This is a genomic window from Acidiphilium sp. AL, from assembly GCF_025499445.1.
GTDB lineage: Bacteria > Pseudomonadota > Alphaproteobacteria > Acetobacterales > Acetobacteraceae > Acidiphilium > Acidiphilium iwatense.
Genome location: NZ_JAIMBZ010000053.1, coordinates 1 through 15,517, shown reverse-complemented (window position 1 = coordinate 15,517; position 15,517 = coordinate 1). Strand labels below are relative to the sequence as shown.

Here is a 15,517-nt window from a genome sequence, read left to right as displayed (position 1 = left end):
CCGCCTCAATATACATGTCTTACGATATACACAATATCCCCTGACAAGCAAGTTATTCTTTATAATTACATGGGCGCGTTTTCGGGGCGATTCGTGGTCTCAGTCGGGTATTTTCAACGACTTACGAGAAAAACAAATCAGAAGCTCGGTCTAACCTTTGTCTTGCGAGCAATTTCATCGCGTTCGGTTGCCGCAAGTGCGTCAACCTCAAGCGATATTGCTCTAGCGTGCCTTCGCCGACGGTAACGTTTCCGCATAGTGGCGAAGGCGCTCTCGCAGGCCAGGCCTTGCGACACTGCGGACGAGCATGGCAAGGTTGTAGTCCGCGCCGTCGGACGGACGACGGGCGTTGGCAACGAGGGTGGCGACGGAAAGTGTGTCCAGCGCGACCATTCCCTTTTCGATACGGTCGATTTCCGCATCCGCCGCGTGACCATCCAGACAATGCGTAATAAGGCCGCAGGTCAGGGCCTCATCCGCCTGCATGACGCGTCCGCTGATCAGGATGTCATGCGCCACTGTCGCCCCGATGATCGCCGCGAGGCGGCGGGTGCCCAATGCCACGCCGAAGCGGTAGCCAGGAAAGCGGAAGCGCGACGATTCGGCACCGAGGCGGTAATCGCAAGCGGCAACCAAGTCTGCCCCTGCACCATATGCGGCACCATGGATGCAGGCAACCGACAGGAACGGCGCAGAGGACAGACGCTGGAGCACCTGCTCGATCCGGATAAAGCGCAGTGCCAAATCGCCATCGCTTTCCGCCTCGTATCCGGAAAGATCGAAACCGCCGCAGAAATTCGCCCCCGCGCCACGCAGGATGAGCAACTTTGTACCGTCCCCGGTTGCGGCTTCAAGGCATGCCAGCAGCGCCTCGACCAGTTCCACGTTCAGCGCATTGGCACGGTCGGGGCGGTTAAGTATGACGTGGCATAACCCCCGTTCGTCGGGCGGCAGAACCTCGACAGCGCTCACAGCATCACCGGCGCGAGCCATTCCTCGATGACGCTTTCGGTGTCCTGCCCCAGCATTGGCGGTGGACGATAGATGTCGAAGCTGTAGCCGGAAATGCCGATGGGAAACCCGACGGTGGTGGTTTGCACGCCATTCGGCAGCATCAGCTCGTGGATCAGGCCCATCGCGGCGACATGGGGATCGGCGAGGATGGAAGCAAAATCGTTGACCGGCGCGCAGGGAATGCCTTCGGCCCCGAAATCAGCGAGCCATTCGTCGGCGGTGCGGGTTAGGAAAACCGGGGCTAGGATGGATTCCAGTTCCTTCTGGTTCGCCGCCCGCCGACTCTGCGGCGTGAAGCGTTCGGCGGCGGCAAGTTCGGGCAGATTGACGATGACGCAGAATTTCCGCCACAGCGCCTCATTGCCCGCAGCGACGACAAAGAACCGGTCGCTGGCGCGATAGGCCTGGTAGGGTGCGTTACGCGGATGGGCGGATCCAAGCCGTGCCGGCGAGCATCCGGTCCCGAAATATTCGCTGGTCTGCAAGGCGGAAACGCCGAGGAGACTGCCGAGCATCGAGCAGTCGATCTCGGCGCCTACACCGGTTTCCGCACGGCGACGCAGGGCGGCGAGGATGCTGAATGCGGCGTAGAGGCCGGCAGTGAAGTCGCCCACCGGCACGCCGCATTTCGTCGGACCGCTGGTCTCCTCACCGGTGACGCTCATGAGGCCGCTGACCGCCTGGATCGTGACGTCGAACGCGCCCCGGCTGGCATAGGGGCCGCTCTGACCATAACCGGAAAGCGAGCAATAGACGAGGCCTGGATTGCGGGCCGAGAGATCGTCATAGCCGAGGCCAAGTCGGGGCAGAACCCCGGGGCGGAAATTCTCCAGCATTACGTCCGCCTTGGAGCAGAGGGCGAAGAGCCGGCGGAGATCCGCCGGCTCCTTGAGGTCGATTGCGATGCTGCGCTTGTTCCGGTTAAGCGAGGCGAAGTTGCCGCTATACGCGCCGTCTTCGCCAGGCATCAGCGGCGGCCAGTTCCGCATGCCGTCCCCGCCGTCCGGACGCTCGACCTTCACGACGTCGGCGCCGAGATCGGCGAGTAGCATGCCGGCGAAGGGGCCGGCGGCGATCTGCCCGAATTCGAGGACGCGAAGTCCATTCAGTGGCCCAACACTCATTCCGAAACTCCAGGCTTGTGGATGAAGACTCAGTAGGTCGCGAAGGCAGGGGCGATCAGCAAGTACACCACACCGTAGAACACCGAGAGCAAGAGGAAGCTCGCGAACGTGAACCCGAGAACACGCCGCACGCCCACCCCCGCGATCGCTACCAGCGGAATGGCCCAGAATGGCTGCAACAGGCTCGATGCCAGCTCGCCGCTCGCGACTCCCATGGAGGTTGCTGCCATGGAGGCATGCAATCGCATCGCGGCCGGGATGGTGAACGGCCCCTGCACCGCCCAATGGCCGCCGCCGCTCGGGATAAACAGGGTGATGATCAGCGATCCGACATAGCTCCAGAACGGCAGGGTCCAGCCGGAAGCGAGGTGGACGAAGACCGAGGAAATGACCTTCGCGAGGCCCGTCGCCGACATAATGCCCATGATGCCACCGTAAAACGGGTACTGGAGCATCATTTGTCCGGTCACTGTCGCCGCTGACGAGATGGCGCGGACATAGGAACCGGCACTCCCATGAAATAGCAGTCCAGCAATCAGAAAGATGAAAATCACGGTGTTAATGTCGAGCGCAACGCCATGTTGTCTCCATCGCAACACCAGGTAGGCGATGCCCGCGGCGACGAAGGCCAAGGTGATTAACGGTGAGTGCTCAAGGCGACCCGCGAGCGTTTTCCGACCCTTAACTGGAGGCAATTTCTCGTCCTCGGTGATCTGGCTCGGGTCGATCGGTTTCGCATCGGCATCAACCGGGCGGATGGCCATGTAAAGCAATGGTAGCCCAATCATCGCGAGGATGCCGGGCCCCAGTATCCAGAGCGAGAAGACGGTCTGCGTGAGAGGGATTACTGTGTGGGTCGCCTTTTCGATGAAGTTCAGCGGGCTTCCGGGTGATGCGATAGACAAAGCGATGGAACTTGACATGCCAGTGAAGGTCCAGAGTACCCAAGCGCTATAGCTGGCGGCCACAAGCCAAGCGAAATCGACCCGCACCCGCTTTGCGACCTCCTTCGCCAGCATCGCGCCAACGACGAGGCCAAAGCCCCAGTTCAGAAACGACGCAATGCAACCCCCGAAGAACACGATCGCAAGCGCCGCGCCCGGACCGGTCGCGAGCGCGCAAACCCGGTGCAGTCCGCGTTTGATCGGCGCGGCGTTCGCCAGCGCATAGCCGGTGACGAGGATCAGAATCATCTGGAACGCGAAGGTGAAGATGTTCGTGATGCCGGCATACCATCCTATCAGGATATGTGACGGCGTTCCGAGTGGCGCGAAGGCCAGGGCCGCTGCGGCGGTGATGATCGTCAGCAGGATCACGAGCACGAACGGGTCCGGCATGATCCCTTCGAAGACATAGACACAGGAGCCGACCGCGCGTTGCAGGAACGTGCCGCCGAATGTCAGCGAGTCCGCGGTATCGTTCACGACGGCGATATTGCTTGGCTTCTCCATAGGACGTTCCTCCAATTTTGTTTTTTTGATTGGTTGGCGCTCACTTTTCCGAGAGCGGCGCGGCATCACGTCTGACGCCGTGCTCAGGACGGTTGAGTAAAGGGCTGCAGACTAGGCAACGGCCTCCTGCGGTTGGGTGGCGTCGGCGCGTTCCATCTTGGCGAGGAGTTGGCGAGCTCGCCGCAATGCAGCATCCGTGCGAAGGAAGACCTCCGAATAACCGGCATCGGGGTAGTCGAACATCTTCTGTTGCTTCTCGAGCGCCCAGTGATCCTCGGCCATAACGGCCGGAAACGTCTCGACGAACTGCTTCAGTACCGGCTTCGTGGGATCGCTCTTGCACATCAACCCCTTCGGCAGGTTTACGATGAGCCGCCACACATGGTTACGCCGGTCGACGGGTGTATGGGCATGCAGGATAACATAGCCGCGTTCGCTGGCCGCATCGCCCATCTTTCCGTTCGGCCAGACGCGCATCTGCACGCGGGTGAGGCCGGGGTTGAGCATAAAATGGGTATGGTGCCGGTCGACCACCTCGTAGCCGAAATATTCCTCCAGGAAGGGTGGCTGCTTGTAGCCCGACACCTTTCGGACGGTGCCAACAAAGGCGTTGCCGTCCTGTATGCCCTCTTCGAGCTTCACTGGTATTTTGCTGTTCTCGACATCTCCGATATTGCCGTCATGCAGCGGAAAGAAATGGGTGATGTCCAGCAGGTTCTCGATCAGCAGGAGCGAGTTGGTCGGCACCGGCACCGGCCCTTTCACATCCGCCGTGTCCCAGTCGGCGCTGATGACCTCAGGCGTGCGCGGCGGCTTGGTGCCCACCGCACGGACCGGATCGCCCGGCCAGATCCAGACCAGGCCATCCTGCTCCAGCACCGGCGCCTCGCGCAGCTTCGCCTGCGGGGGGATATGGCCGTCGGGATGGGCGGGGACACGGACGCAGGCGCCACTGGGATCGTAGCAGAGTCCGTGATAGGCGCATTGCAGCAGCCCACCATCGACCAACTTACCTTCCGAAAGCGGCATGCGCTTGTGGCAGCATCGATCATCGAAGGCGACCAGCTTGCCTTCCTCGGTACGCCACAGCACGATCGGCCGCTCGGCGATGACTTGACCGTGCAGCACCAAATTCTGGAAATCATTAGACAGTCCAGCAATATACCAGGCATTCTTCACGAGGACGTCGCTGTTCATCGGTCGGGTTTCTCCCTGAAACTGTGCGCATACTACCGTCGCGCCAGCCGCTGATTGTCAAACCAGATTTGCTGATTGAAATACTTCACGATTCTGAATGCCGAATGCTGCATCGCAACAATCGGCATCAGTTTTCGTGATGAGTCTCGATAAGAATTTTGTCGTTGCGCCGAAGCGGGTTCGCGGCGAATGGTCCGTGACACGCGACGTCACAGGCGCAGGGACCATGCTTTTACAAGTCAAGAAGATCACAAGCCTTGCGGAGGGAATCAACGCCTACGAGTTGGTCGATCCGATCGGGGGCCCCCTGCCGGAATTCGCAGCGGGTGCGCATGTCGACCTGCATCTCGGCAACGGGCTGATCCGCCAGTATTCGCTCTGCGGCGATCCCGCGGAACGATCCAGCTATATCATAGGCGTTCTAAAGGAGCAGGCGGGACGCGGCGGTTCCGTGTACCTGCACGACAATGTCGAGGTGGGATCTTCGATTGAAGTTTCGGCGCCGCGCAACAATTTCCGGCTCGTTCCGGCAAACCGCTACGTCTTCATCGCCGGCGGCATCGGCATCACGCCGATTGTCCCGATGCTGCGGGAAGCGCAAGCGCACGGGGCCGATTTCAAATTGTATTACTGCACTCGGTCGCTGGACAGGACGGCGTTCCGGAACGAATTGCGCGTGCTGTGTGACGAGGGTCGCGCCGTGATCCACCACGACAACGGCGATCCGTCACAGGGCCTCGATTTCGGGAAAATCCTGGCGGAGCATGAACCCGGTACGCATCTCTATTATTGCGGGCCCGGCGGCCTGATGGGGGCGATCTCGCAGGCGAGCGCACACTGGCCGGCCGAGACGGTGCATTGTGAGCATTTTTCCGCACCTACCCGTCCGGTGGAGTCGCATGACACGGACGTGCCGTTCCGGGTCCGGATCGTCGATACCGGGGCGGAATACGAGGTGCCCGTGGGCGAGACGATCGTGAACGTGCTCCGCAGAAACAGCATCTCTGTCGATACCTCCTGTGAGGATGGCTACTGCGGCACATGCATGACACGTTACGTCGGCGGTGAGCCGGATCATCGCGACACTGTGCTCGATCCAGAAAGTCGCCAGAACTACGTGCTGATTTGCTGCTCCCGCTCCAAAACACCGGTCTTGGAACTGGAAATCTGAGGGTCGTTTCTCTGATCGGTATCGTAAAGTACAGGCGGTCGCAAACGCAGCACGTTGGGCCGCGCCAATCACGTAAGCCCGCTGTGGACATTGCAGCGCCTGTGCTTCGGACCAGATGTTGCGGCGGCACACGCCGACTGCGGAAAGAACCGCGACCCCGAAACGGTAATAAAAAAAATTCCTTGACAAAGGAGACGCGATTACTCAGCGGTTGGCATGTAAGGCGACAACGACTCGCGACTTTCGGCTATATACTCATATTTTTTGATCCATATGACGTGCTAATTGCCGTCCGCTGAGTAAAATCGAAGTTTTAACTAGGTGGAATACAAATGCCCTTAATTTATCGGCGGAATTTGTAATCTGCTTTTGACGTCTACTGGACACGCATGGGTTCGATCCCGAGGAGTTTGAACGCGGCATCCTGCAGTGTGGTTGGCTTGGCGATCGTGGTAAAGGTGGCGTTGGGTGCCTTGGGCAGGGCAGCGGTGTTGAGGGTTTGTGTCGCGAGATGCGCCATCAGATCAGCGAAGCTTGAGAGCGGCAGGTTTTCGTCGTTGCGGCGTCGCCCCCGCTTGCGCTTGGCGGCGGGTGAGATCGTGGCGGGGGCGACCGGGGAGCCGCGCTCGGCCTCGACGGCCTGAGGATCGTGATCCTGAAACAGGATCGGCTTCCAGGCAGTCGGCGATGGTGCCGCAGACCACCAGCAGCAGGATCTCGGCCAGCGGATGACTGATCCGGCGGACATCGCGCGGGTCGTCGATCGTCACGAAGTGCTCCAGCAAAACAGCCAGGCGGGATTTGTCGGACAGCGGGGCGGGATGGGGCGACATGACGAGTGGCTCCGAATCGGCGGGAGCCGGACCGAATCAACTCGCAACCCAGATGTCACCCGCTGTCACATGAGTTCGGCGCCCTGAAGCAAGCAGGAATGCGATTGACATTATGTCGACATTTCGACATTATCATTCAGATCCAGATTCCTGAATACGTTGCCGGAAAAAAGCCTTATCCCACGTCAAGGAAACGCCAAAATGAGCAGCATGCCCGGTGGAAAAGCGATCGTCGATACCTTGCTCAAGGAGGATGTCAACCATGTGTTTGGCTTGATCGGCTCAGCTGGAATGGAGATTTTTGATGCGTTGCATGGAACTCCAGAGATTCGTTTTATCGGCGTACGGGACGAGCGCACCGGTACCCACATGGCCGATGGCTATGCGCGCGCGGCAAACCGCGCAGGGGTGATCATTGCCGGTCAGAATGGCCCAGGCGCCACCAATCTGGTCACCGGTCTGGCGCAGGCCGCCGCCGCCTATTCCCCGGTTATTGCGCTTGCCGGTTCGCTTTCCAGTGGGCATGTATATCGCGATGCTTTCCAGGAAGTCGATCAACAGGCACTGTTAAGACCGGTGACCAAGAAAACCTGGACCGCCACACAGGCCCGGCGACTCCCAGAAATGGTTCATGAGGCGTTTCGTACCGCGCTGGCGCCGCGCCGCGGCCCGGTGGCACTCAACTTACCCCGCGATATCCTGGCCGAAGTCGTCGACTTCGACGACGGACCTAGCGGGTGGAGGGGAGAGTTAGCGCCCGCCGCTGATGTGGACAGCATTGCGCGCGCAGCCCTGTTTCTGGCCGGATCTGCGCGGCCGCTAATTCTCGCCGGTGGCGGTGTCAAGAACGGCCGATGCCATAAAGTTGTACTACAGCTTGCGGAGTTACTGCACGCCCCTGTTGTCATGTCGCCTGGACATGGCGATGCGATACCGTGTGGACACCCGCTATATGCCGGGCAAATGGGGCCACGGGGCAACCTCGTGGCGACTGATCTAGCGCGACGAGCCGATGTGATACTTGCGATAGGAACCCGCATCGGCTTCAATACGACCTTCTATTCCCATCACAACCTGAATCCACACGCCACCATTATCCAGGTCGAGACCGACCCTCTCGCACTCGGCCGATTCATGCCGATAGCCCTAGGCCTCTTTGGTGATGCGGGAACCGTAACCGCACAACTATGTCGAGAACTTGCCGGGCATACCGCCACTCATGCTATGCGATGGAGGGAAGATTTTCAGCGCAAGCGCGCCGCGTTGTTAAAAACCCGTGACGAGGACGGCGCCAGGGTCACGACACCGTTGCAGCCGGCGACGCTGTTCAAGATCCTGCGGGACATCTCTCCAGAAGATTCGATGTTCACGATGGACGCGGGTACTCTGTGTTTGCAGGCGACCGATCAGATGCGATATGCGCAACCACCCTCGCTGTTCACGCCGCTCGACTTCGGCCTAGTGGGATTTTCCTACGCCTGCGGACTGGGCGTGAAGCTCGCTTGCCCGACCCGTACCGTAGTCAGCTTAATGGGTGACGGGGGGTTCGGGATGACCATGAGCGAGATTGGCACCGCCGTCATGCACGGTATTAATAGTATTTGCGTCGTGATGAATAATGGTTGCTGGGGCGCAGAAAAGGCGTATCAACGCGACTTCTTTGGTGGCCGCTATATTGGTGCAGACGTGTCGAATCCACCATACGACAAGGTCGCCGAATTGTTTGGTGCAGCAGGCTTCCAAGTAGACGAAGCCGCACAGCTAGAACCTGCGTTGCAAGCGGCGTTGGTCTGCGGCAAACCGGCCATTATCGACGTACAGATCGATCCGAACGCACTATACAGCTTCCGACGCGACTCCTTCAAACACCGCGACCCAAAGAAATGAGCGGCGCGGCCGAGTTCGACTACGTAATCGTCGGCGCCGGTTCGGCCGGCTGCGCACTCGCAGCGCGCTTGAGCGAAAGCGGGCGCTACCGCGTTCTGTTGCTGGAGGCTGGAGGCAACGACAACAACCTCTGGATACACATACCTCTGGGTGTCGGGAAATTACTGACGAACGAGCGATATGCATGGAAATTCGAGACGGAACCGCAGAACGCAATGCACGGTCAGCGGATCTACTCGCCGCGTGGCAAAGTGCTCGGAGGCTCAAGCGCACTTAACGGTATGGCCTATGTATGGGGCGATCCGGCCGAATACGACCGATGGCAACAACTGGGATGCACCGGCTGGAGCTTTGAGGACTTGCACCCCTATTTCAAGCGTCTCGAATGCTATCCATACAACAACGATCCGCGGCGCGGACATCGTGGCCCGATCCGCATTACCGACCGTAAGTGGCGCGAAACCGATGCGCTGTCCGATGGCTTTGTAAGTGCCTGCCTACAAGAAGGCATCGCGGAGACGCCCGACTACAACGCCGCGCGCTACGAAGGCGTTCGCTATCTTGAACAGACCGCCTGGAAAGGGCGCCGATGGAGTACCGCGGTTGGATATTTACGCACAGCCCGCAGACGTCCTAACCTGCGTGTCGAACCACGCGCATTGGTCGCACGCATCCTCTTCGACGGCGTTCGGGCTAGTAGCGTGGAGTATTTTCAGGACGGGCAGCGGTTTACGGTGCGCGCGCGCCGCGAAGTGCTGGTGGCGGCTGGCGCAATCAAGTCGCCGCAACTACTCGAACTCTCTGGCATAGGCAATGCCGCGCTGTTGCAGAGCTATGGCATTCCGGTCGTCGCACATCTGCCGACCGTCGGCGAAAATTTGATCGACCATATCCAACTGCGTTGCACGTATCAGACGATGCTGCCCATCACGATCAATGACATGATGAGAAGTGTCGTCCGGCGCATGCGAGCTGGATTGCAATATCTGTTGTTCCGGCGTGGTTTAATGGCCGGCACCTCGTCCACCGCACATGCCATTACGAAGACCGATCCAGCGCTTGCCCACCCAGATGTGATGATTCGGATCTATCACATCAGCGGCAAAGACCGCTATTCGCGATCACCCGGTGCCGGCATCGACTCTTATTCTGGCTTCTCGATCGGCGGCTTCAAACTTTATCCGGAGTCACGCGGCTCCGTGCATATTGGCTCTCCCGACCCGATGCGTCCACCAAAGATTCAGCCGAACTATCTGTCGCACCCGGATGACATCACTCACGCGGCACAGTTGCTTCGCACCATTCGACGTATCGCTGCACGTCCGGCCATGCGGCGCCTGATCGTGGCGGAGCATCGGCCAGGGCCGGACGTAGTCGAGGACGCTGTGTTGCGCGAATATGCACGCGACACCGGGCAGACCGCCTGGCACACCGTAGGCACCTGCCGCATCGGACCGCCCGATCAGGGTGTCGTAGACGATCGTCTGCGGGTACATGGGGTGCATGGTTTACGCGTGGTGGACACCTCGGTGATGCCGACCCTCGCTTCGTCCAACACCAACGCCCCCGCCATCATGGTGGGCGAACGGGGTGCTGATTTTGTTCTGGAGGATGCACTTTGACCAATTCCAAGAAGACAATTGCCAAAATGGCAAGCTCAGTGGCCGACACTTCGTGGATCGATGCGCAACGCGCCAGCGGTGACTGGAATCCGCTGTGGGATACGCTGTGCGACTGGGATCCAGAGTTTATGGAACGCTATCTGGCTTTTCGTAATGTACCGCATCGCAACGGCCCCCTACCTCCGAAGTATAAAGAATTGATCTTGATCGCGATCAATGTAGCGACCACCCATATGTATACCCCCGGTGTACGGCGGCACATTCGGAACGCCCTGCAGCAGGGCGCGAGCCGCGACGAAATCCTAGAAGTAATCCAGCTGACGACAGTATTGGGTATTCACGCGTGCAACGTCGGCATCCCCATCCTTGCCGAAGAATTAAAAAATCAACCAACCGTGCAGGGCAGTCAGCTCGCCACCGTGGCCGGTAAATCGCGACGCCGGACAAAGGCCACTTGACATGGGCACGGTTGGCTCCCCTTTCACGATTGAGCCTGTGGAACTCGGGCGGCGCACAGCAGACACTTCCCTGTTTCTGTACCTGACCGAACCGGGCGTGTCGGTCGAAATTGCCTATCGCGTTTGGGTACTGCGCAGCGCCACCCGGACTATTCTGATCGATACCGGCCCTCCCTGCGAGGAGGGCAAGAGGCGTGGGTTGACCCGGATTACAGATGTGGCCGCCGCGCTGGCTGGCATCGGCCTCGACGCAGCAAAGATCGACACCGTTTTGCTGACCCATCTCCACTGGGACCACGCTGCCAATGCGGCGCAACTTCCCAATGCAACCTTCTTCGCGCAAAAGAGCGAGATCGAGTTTTTTCGTAGCGCATGGCGCAGGCACCCATCGGTCGATCGCTTCTTCAGCCATTGCGATTATCTGGATTTGCTGATCGATCACGGCCGTATCCTGCCTATCGATGGAGATGTCGAGATTGTTAGAGGTCTGCTGGCGATGCGGGTTGGGGGGCATACGCCGGGCTCGCAGATGTTGTGCATCGAGACGGGCGAAGGTAGAGCCCTCATTGCCGGAGACACGATACCACTATTACGCAATTATCGTGAGCGAATTCCTTCTGGGATTCTGGTGGATTGGTTCGAAGCAATTGCAGCTATTGAGCGCGTAGTGGATTTACGTCCGGCTGTAATCTATCCTGGCCATGATGTCGTTGCGCATCTGAAGCTCGACTACTGATGCCATCGTCCGTTAGATAAAATAAAGACCACTTTTGGTCGAATACAGTCGGAGGAAAAAATGAAACACGACACATCATTCGACTCAATGGATGCTTCCCCGATGAACGCATTCCATCGGAAGATCACATTTCTTTCGGGGATGGGTGTCTTTCTTGAAGGTTACGACTTCACGAATATTGCGTCAGCGCTTATTTTCTTGATACCATATTTCCATCTGCGGCCAACGCAGATTGGTCTCATTGCTACATCTACATACGTCGGCACGATCGCAGGTGCCGTCAGTGTCGGCTATTTAGCCGATCGATTTGGACGAAAGTTTATGTTTTTGACCGACATCACGCTGTATGCGATATTTGCTCTCCTCAGTGCGTTCTCGATGTCTTTTACAATGTTAGTCATTGCGCGGATTGGCCTAGGGTTTGCGATAGGCGCGGACCAAGCACTTAGTTTTACGATCATTGCTGAATTTGCACCGCGGAAGTCACGTGGCAAACTTAATGCGAGCACATGGGTCATGTGGACAGTTGCCAGTGCATCAGCTTATTTTCTAAGCTTTATATTGAATCCTATCCTGCATCAGGAAACGTGGCGCGTATTGTTTGGCATTTCGGTAATTCCGTCCATTATCGTGCTATATGGTCGGAGTAGTATCCCTGAGTCGCCCCGCTGGCTGGTGCGTCAGGGAAGGTTGGACGAAGCACGGGATGCGATGGAGACCGCGGTACCAGGAGGCGCGAAAAACCTCAATACGGCCGCTCGATCCAAGAAGTCCGTAAATCTTGGTTCTCTATTTCGGTCAAAAGAACAGACTTTCGGGACTCTATATATCTTCTTCATGTGGTTCTGCGTGACCTTCAACACTTATGGTGTCGGATACTTCACGCCCTTCATCCTGAAAACGCTTGGATTCACCGCTGAACGATCCTTACTGGGCGGCGCGATCGTTTCTTTGTTCGCCATATCAGGATCAATCATCATGTTCCTTTCGGTCGAACGAGTGGGGCGTAAGTTTCTGGCGACGATGGGATTCAGCCTGCTTGCGGCGATCGATCTGGGCCTGGCTATCGCGAGTCATTCACGAATCTTCACGATATTGCTAATCCTTTTTAGCCTGTTCCAGTTCGTCGTGTGGATCGGCCCAGCCGGGCTCGTTGGCGTCGTCGCACCTGAAGTGTTTCCGACCGACATTCGTTCCTTCGGCACGGGGATAGCGGCTGGGCTCGGGCGGTTGGGTGCCATTATCGGCATCTTGCTGTTTCCTCTAATGATGAAGTTCGGCGGCCTGCAGTTCGCCATGGTGATTTTCTGTCTCGATGCGATAATCGCTGCTGGCGCAATGATAGTCTTCGGGCGTGAAACCAAGGGATTGGCACTCGAATAAAGCTCAGTTTACCACACGCGCTTTGCGTGCACGGGCTTTCCTGACGCCGTCATCAGCCTGAGCGCATGCACGCGCTTCGATCTCCATCATTGCGGCCTCGCGGTTTTCGAGCGCCAAACGGCGATGCGTGGCTTCGGCAAGATCTTCATTGCGCGCCAGGATGGCCGCGACGAGAGCAGTCCAGTTGGTAAATGACCGATTGCGACGTTTCTGAGTTACGAGCCCAAGCCGCGCATAACGGCCAATGCGTTGCGCGAAACTGGCAATCATTTCGGTAAGCTGCTCGCTTCCTGACAAGCGCGCCACCTCGGACACCATGGCCGCGCTGGCGCGAGCGTAGGCGGTCGGATTACTAATCGATCGCTTAAGTTGCGCGAGCGCGCCCTTTAGGCGCGGACCATCTGCCGGCTGATAATTACCTGCAGCCCGTCGAGAAGCCAGCGCAAGCAGTACGGCCCGGATCTCAAAGAGGTTATGAAGCTCTTGCATGGAAAGCAATGTAACGCGCGCACCGCGTTGCGGTGTGATGTTGACTAAACCTCGACTCTCCAATATACGCAAGGCGTCTCTTACAGTTGCGCGGCTCACGTTGAACATACTGGCAAGATTAACTTCACGAATTCGTTCGCCGGGAGCAAATTGTTCTTCCATTATGGCTGCACCAATCTGATCGGCAATTTGGATTGCCAGTGTCGGGTTTAGTGTGTTTGGCAAGAATGACGCCAGCATTATGCTAATTGCTCCTAAGGGCCGAGGTGTACCCGCTGCCGATGTGAGATTGTTTTGATCTGATGATTTCTAACGCCACGTCGTCGGCGTTGTGCCGGTCGCCATACCGATGCCTATATGGAAACACGGTGTTCAAGGGTCAAGCTGCCCAGTTCCGCTCGGCTGCGGCGCGGGCAGTAGCGAGCAAGCCCTGAGCCGCGGCCCTGCTCGCATCGATGTCTATCGCGCCGTTCCCGATGCCGCCAATCAATGCCAGATCGGCGATGCACCCCGGTGGCAAATGCGCCCGCACGGCCGTCAACTCGGTCAACTCGGCTTCCGGGATCGTTTCCGCGAGTGTGGGTTCGAGATGGGGATCGACGACGACGGCAAGGCCCCGAATCGCCAAGGATGCCACTTGGCCGAGCGATGGCAGCGACTCCTCGGCAAAGCCGCCATCGGCGAGCAGCGTCGCCATGCGCAACTTGCGCTCGGCCTGATCAAGCCAGCTCATTGCGACCTGCCGGTTGCGCGTCCGCCCGGCCTGATCTTCCGGCATCGTCGCCTCATCCAAGACAGGAGATCGATGCAGCACATCTCCGGCCTCGATCAAGCGAACAATGCCGACAGATTGCAGCCGACGGACAGCGTCCCACGCGGAGCGCCCAACGATTTCGATGGAGGCGATGCCGATCTGGGCCGCCGCTTCGGCCAGACGCTGACGCTCCTCGTTCAATTCGGCCGGCGCACCCTCCATGACCACGACCATCGTTTCTCCGCCTTCGTCGCGACGGTATCGCTCGATCAAAAGAACCGCATCGCTCAGGCGACCAACAATTTCGGTCGCAAAACGGCGACCAGAATCCAGGGGCGGCGATGGCAAGACGGGCTCCGGCTTGTGCAGGAGTGCGGCCAGCCGCTCGACCATGGCGGCCCGCCCCGAGGGCATTTTCAGCGCCTCGATATCGCCGCGCCCGTCCAGCACGCCGTCCGCCAGACCCTGCTTTTGGACCAGGATATGTTGGATGCGATGCTCGATCGAATCCTCGCAGACCAGGTTGATGACGGTTACGGCTCTGGTCTGGTACTTGCGCCAAGCCCGGGCAATGCGCTGCTCCAACTTTGCCGGGTTCCACGGCAGGTCCATGTTGACGACCGCGCTCGCCACCTGAAGGTTGAGGCCGACACTGCCGGAATCCGTCGACAGGAACAACCGGCAGGCAGGATCGCTTTTGAACCGACGAATCTCGATCCGCCGTTTGTCCTGTGGCACCGAACCGGTGTGCCACGCGAACTCGACGCCGAGTTCACTGGCCAGTTCGCGCACCAGTCCCAGCATCCGCTCCCATTCCGAGAAGACGATGATCTTGCGGTCCGGCTCCGCAAGAAGTTCAGCCAGGACATTTTCGAGTTCGTCGAGTTTGGGCGACACCCGGCAGGTCGGGTCGAGGATATAAGGCGTGTCGCAGATCATCCGCATGCAGGCGAGCAATTGCTGCAGGCGGTCGAATTCCTCCTTCCTGAGCGGGCGGCGCTGCGCCAGGGCGATCAGCCGAGAGGCCGGGGTTTCGTAATCCGCATACCGCAACCGCTGCTCCTCGGTCATCGCGACGTAGAAGGTATCGACGGTGCGGCCGGGAAGCTGGTCCTCCACATCGTCCTTGCGCCGCCGCAGCATCACCGGTTCCAGGCGCGCGCGCAGTTCTGCGAGATTTTTGTAATCAATCGGCCGGCCGCGCTCATCAAGGACATAGAAATCGCGATTGAAGCGGAACAACGGCCCCAGGAGCCGCGGATCCAGGTACTGGACGATGGAATAGACCTCATCGATGCGGTTTTCGAGCGGTGTGCCGGTCAGCACGAACGCGTAGGGGCTCCGCAGCTCCTTTACCGCCTGCGCGGTCTTGGTCTGCCAATTCTTGATCCGCTGCGC

Annotated in this window: 13 protein-coding genes and 1 pseudogene; 6 read left to right on the top strand and 8 right to left on the bottom strand. The window is 58.9% G+C overall.

Annotated elements, in window-relative coordinates; translation table 11 throughout:
• Positions 1–222 precede the first annotated feature (222 nt).
• The 4 genes from AiwAL_RS18060 to AiwAL_RS18045 all read right to left on the bottom strand — a co-directional run bounded on the left by AiwAL_RS18060 (position 223) and on the right by AiwAL_RS18045 (position 4,786).
• Entirely contained in the window at positions 223–972 is a 750-nt protein-coding gene (locus AiwAL_RS18060; RefSeq protein ID WP_262313242.1) for an enoyl-CoA hydratase/isomerase family protein, read from the bottom strand.
• Positions 969–2,138: a CaiB/BaiF CoA-transferase family protein gene (locus tag AiwAL_RS18055; RefSeq protein WP_262313241.1), complete on the bottom strand. Its 1,170-nt coding sequence runs from the start codon at positions 2,136–2,138 to the stop codon at positions 969–971. The genes AiwAL_RS18060 and AiwAL_RS18055 overlap by 4 nt, the downstream gene beginning before the upstream one ends.
• 29 nt (positions 2,139–2,167) lie before the next feature.
• A complete protein-coding gene (locus AiwAL_RS18050; RefSeq protein ID WP_262313240.1) occupies positions 2,168–3,589 on the bottom strand; it encodes a TIGR00366 family protein in 1,422 nt (473 codons plus the stop codon).
• Between the two features lie 111 nt (positions 3,590–3,700).
• Positions 3,701–4,786, bottom strand: a complete 1,086-nt coding sequence (locus AiwAL_RS18045) for a Rieske 2Fe-2S domain-containing protein (RefSeq protein WP_262313239.1) — start codon at positions 4,784–4,786, stop codon at positions 3,701–3,703.
• A gap of 97 nt (positions 4,787–4,883) precedes the next feature.
• On the opposite strand from AiwAL_RS18045, the gene AiwAL_RS18040 reads away from it, so the two are divergent.
• Positions 4,884–5,957, top strand: a complete 1,074-nt coding sequence (locus AiwAL_RS18040) for a PDR/VanB family oxidoreductase (protein ID WP_262313238.1) — start codon at positions 4,884–4,886, stop codon at positions 5,955–5,957.
• 376 nt (positions 5,958–6,333) lie between these two features.
• Here the strand turns inward: AiwAL_RS18040 and AiwAL_RS18035 are convergent, their stop codons facing one another.
• Both AiwAL_RS18035 and AiwAL_RS18030 read right to left on the bottom strand, forming a co-directional pair.
• Positions 6,334–6,621, bottom strand: coding sequence for a hypothetical protein (locus AiwAL_RS18035; RefSeq protein ID WP_262313243.1), 288 nt, complete (start codon positions 6,619–6,621; stop codon positions 6,334–6,336).
• Positions 6,557–6,790, bottom strand: a pseudogene (locus AiwAL_RS18030) (transposase family protein); the annotation flags it as partial. The pseudogene AiwAL_RS18030 and the gene AiwAL_RS18035, both read right to left, overlap by 65 nt.
• 201 nt (positions 6,791–6,991) lie before the next feature.
• Between AiwAL_RS18030 and AiwAL_RS18025 the strand changes: the two are divergent.
• The 5 genes from AiwAL_RS18025 to AiwAL_RS18005 are packed head-to-tail and all read left to right on the top strand — an operon-like array spanning position 6,992 to position 12,876.
• Positions 6,992–8,677, top strand: a complete 1,686-nt coding sequence (locus AiwAL_RS18025; RefSeq protein WP_262313237.1) for a thiamine pyrophosphate-binding protein — start codon at positions 6,992–6,994, stop codon at positions 8,675–8,677.
• Entirely contained in the window at positions 8,674–10,299 is a 1,626-nt protein-coding gene (locus tag AiwAL_RS18020) for a GMC family oxidoreductase (RefSeq protein ID WP_262313236.1), read from the top strand. Before AiwAL_RS18025 ends, AiwAL_RS18020 begins: the two co-directional genes overlap by 4 nt.
• Positions 10,296–10,757 carry a carboxymuconolactone decarboxylase family protein gene (locus AiwAL_RS18015; RefSeq protein ID WP_262313235.1) on the top strand — a complete coding sequence of 154 codons (462 nt, stop codon included), beginning with the start codon at positions 10,296–10,298 and terminating at the stop codon, positions 10,755–10,757. The genes AiwAL_RS18020 and AiwAL_RS18015 overlap by 4 nt, the downstream gene beginning before the upstream one ends.
• 1 nt (position 10,758) lies before the next feature.
• Positions 10,759–11,493: an N-acyl homoserine lactonase family protein gene (locus AiwAL_RS18010; RefSeq protein WP_262313234.1), complete on the top strand. Its 735-nt coding sequence runs from the start codon at positions 10,759–10,761 to the stop codon at positions 11,491–11,493.
• 60 nt (positions 11,494–11,553) lie between these two features.
• Positions 11,554–12,876: an MFS transporter gene (locus tag AiwAL_RS18005; protein ID WP_262313233.1), complete on the top strand. Its 1,323-nt coding sequence runs from the start codon at positions 11,554–11,556 to the stop codon at positions 12,874–12,876.
• 3 nt (positions 12,877–12,879) lie between these two features.
• Here the strand turns inward: AiwAL_RS18005 and AiwAL_RS18000 are convergent, their stop codons facing one another.
• On the bottom strand, positions 12,880–13,605 hold the full coding sequence (locus AiwAL_RS18000; protein ID WP_262313232.1) for a GntR family transcriptional regulator: 726 nt from the start codon (positions 13,603–13,605) through the stop codon (positions 12,880–12,882).
• 139 nt (positions 13,606–13,744) lie between these two features.
• A partial coding sequence (locus tag AiwAL_RS17995) for a DEAD/DEAH box helicase (RefSeq protein ID WP_262313231.1) occupies positions 13,745–15,517 on the bottom strand: 1,773 nt, incomplete at its 5' end.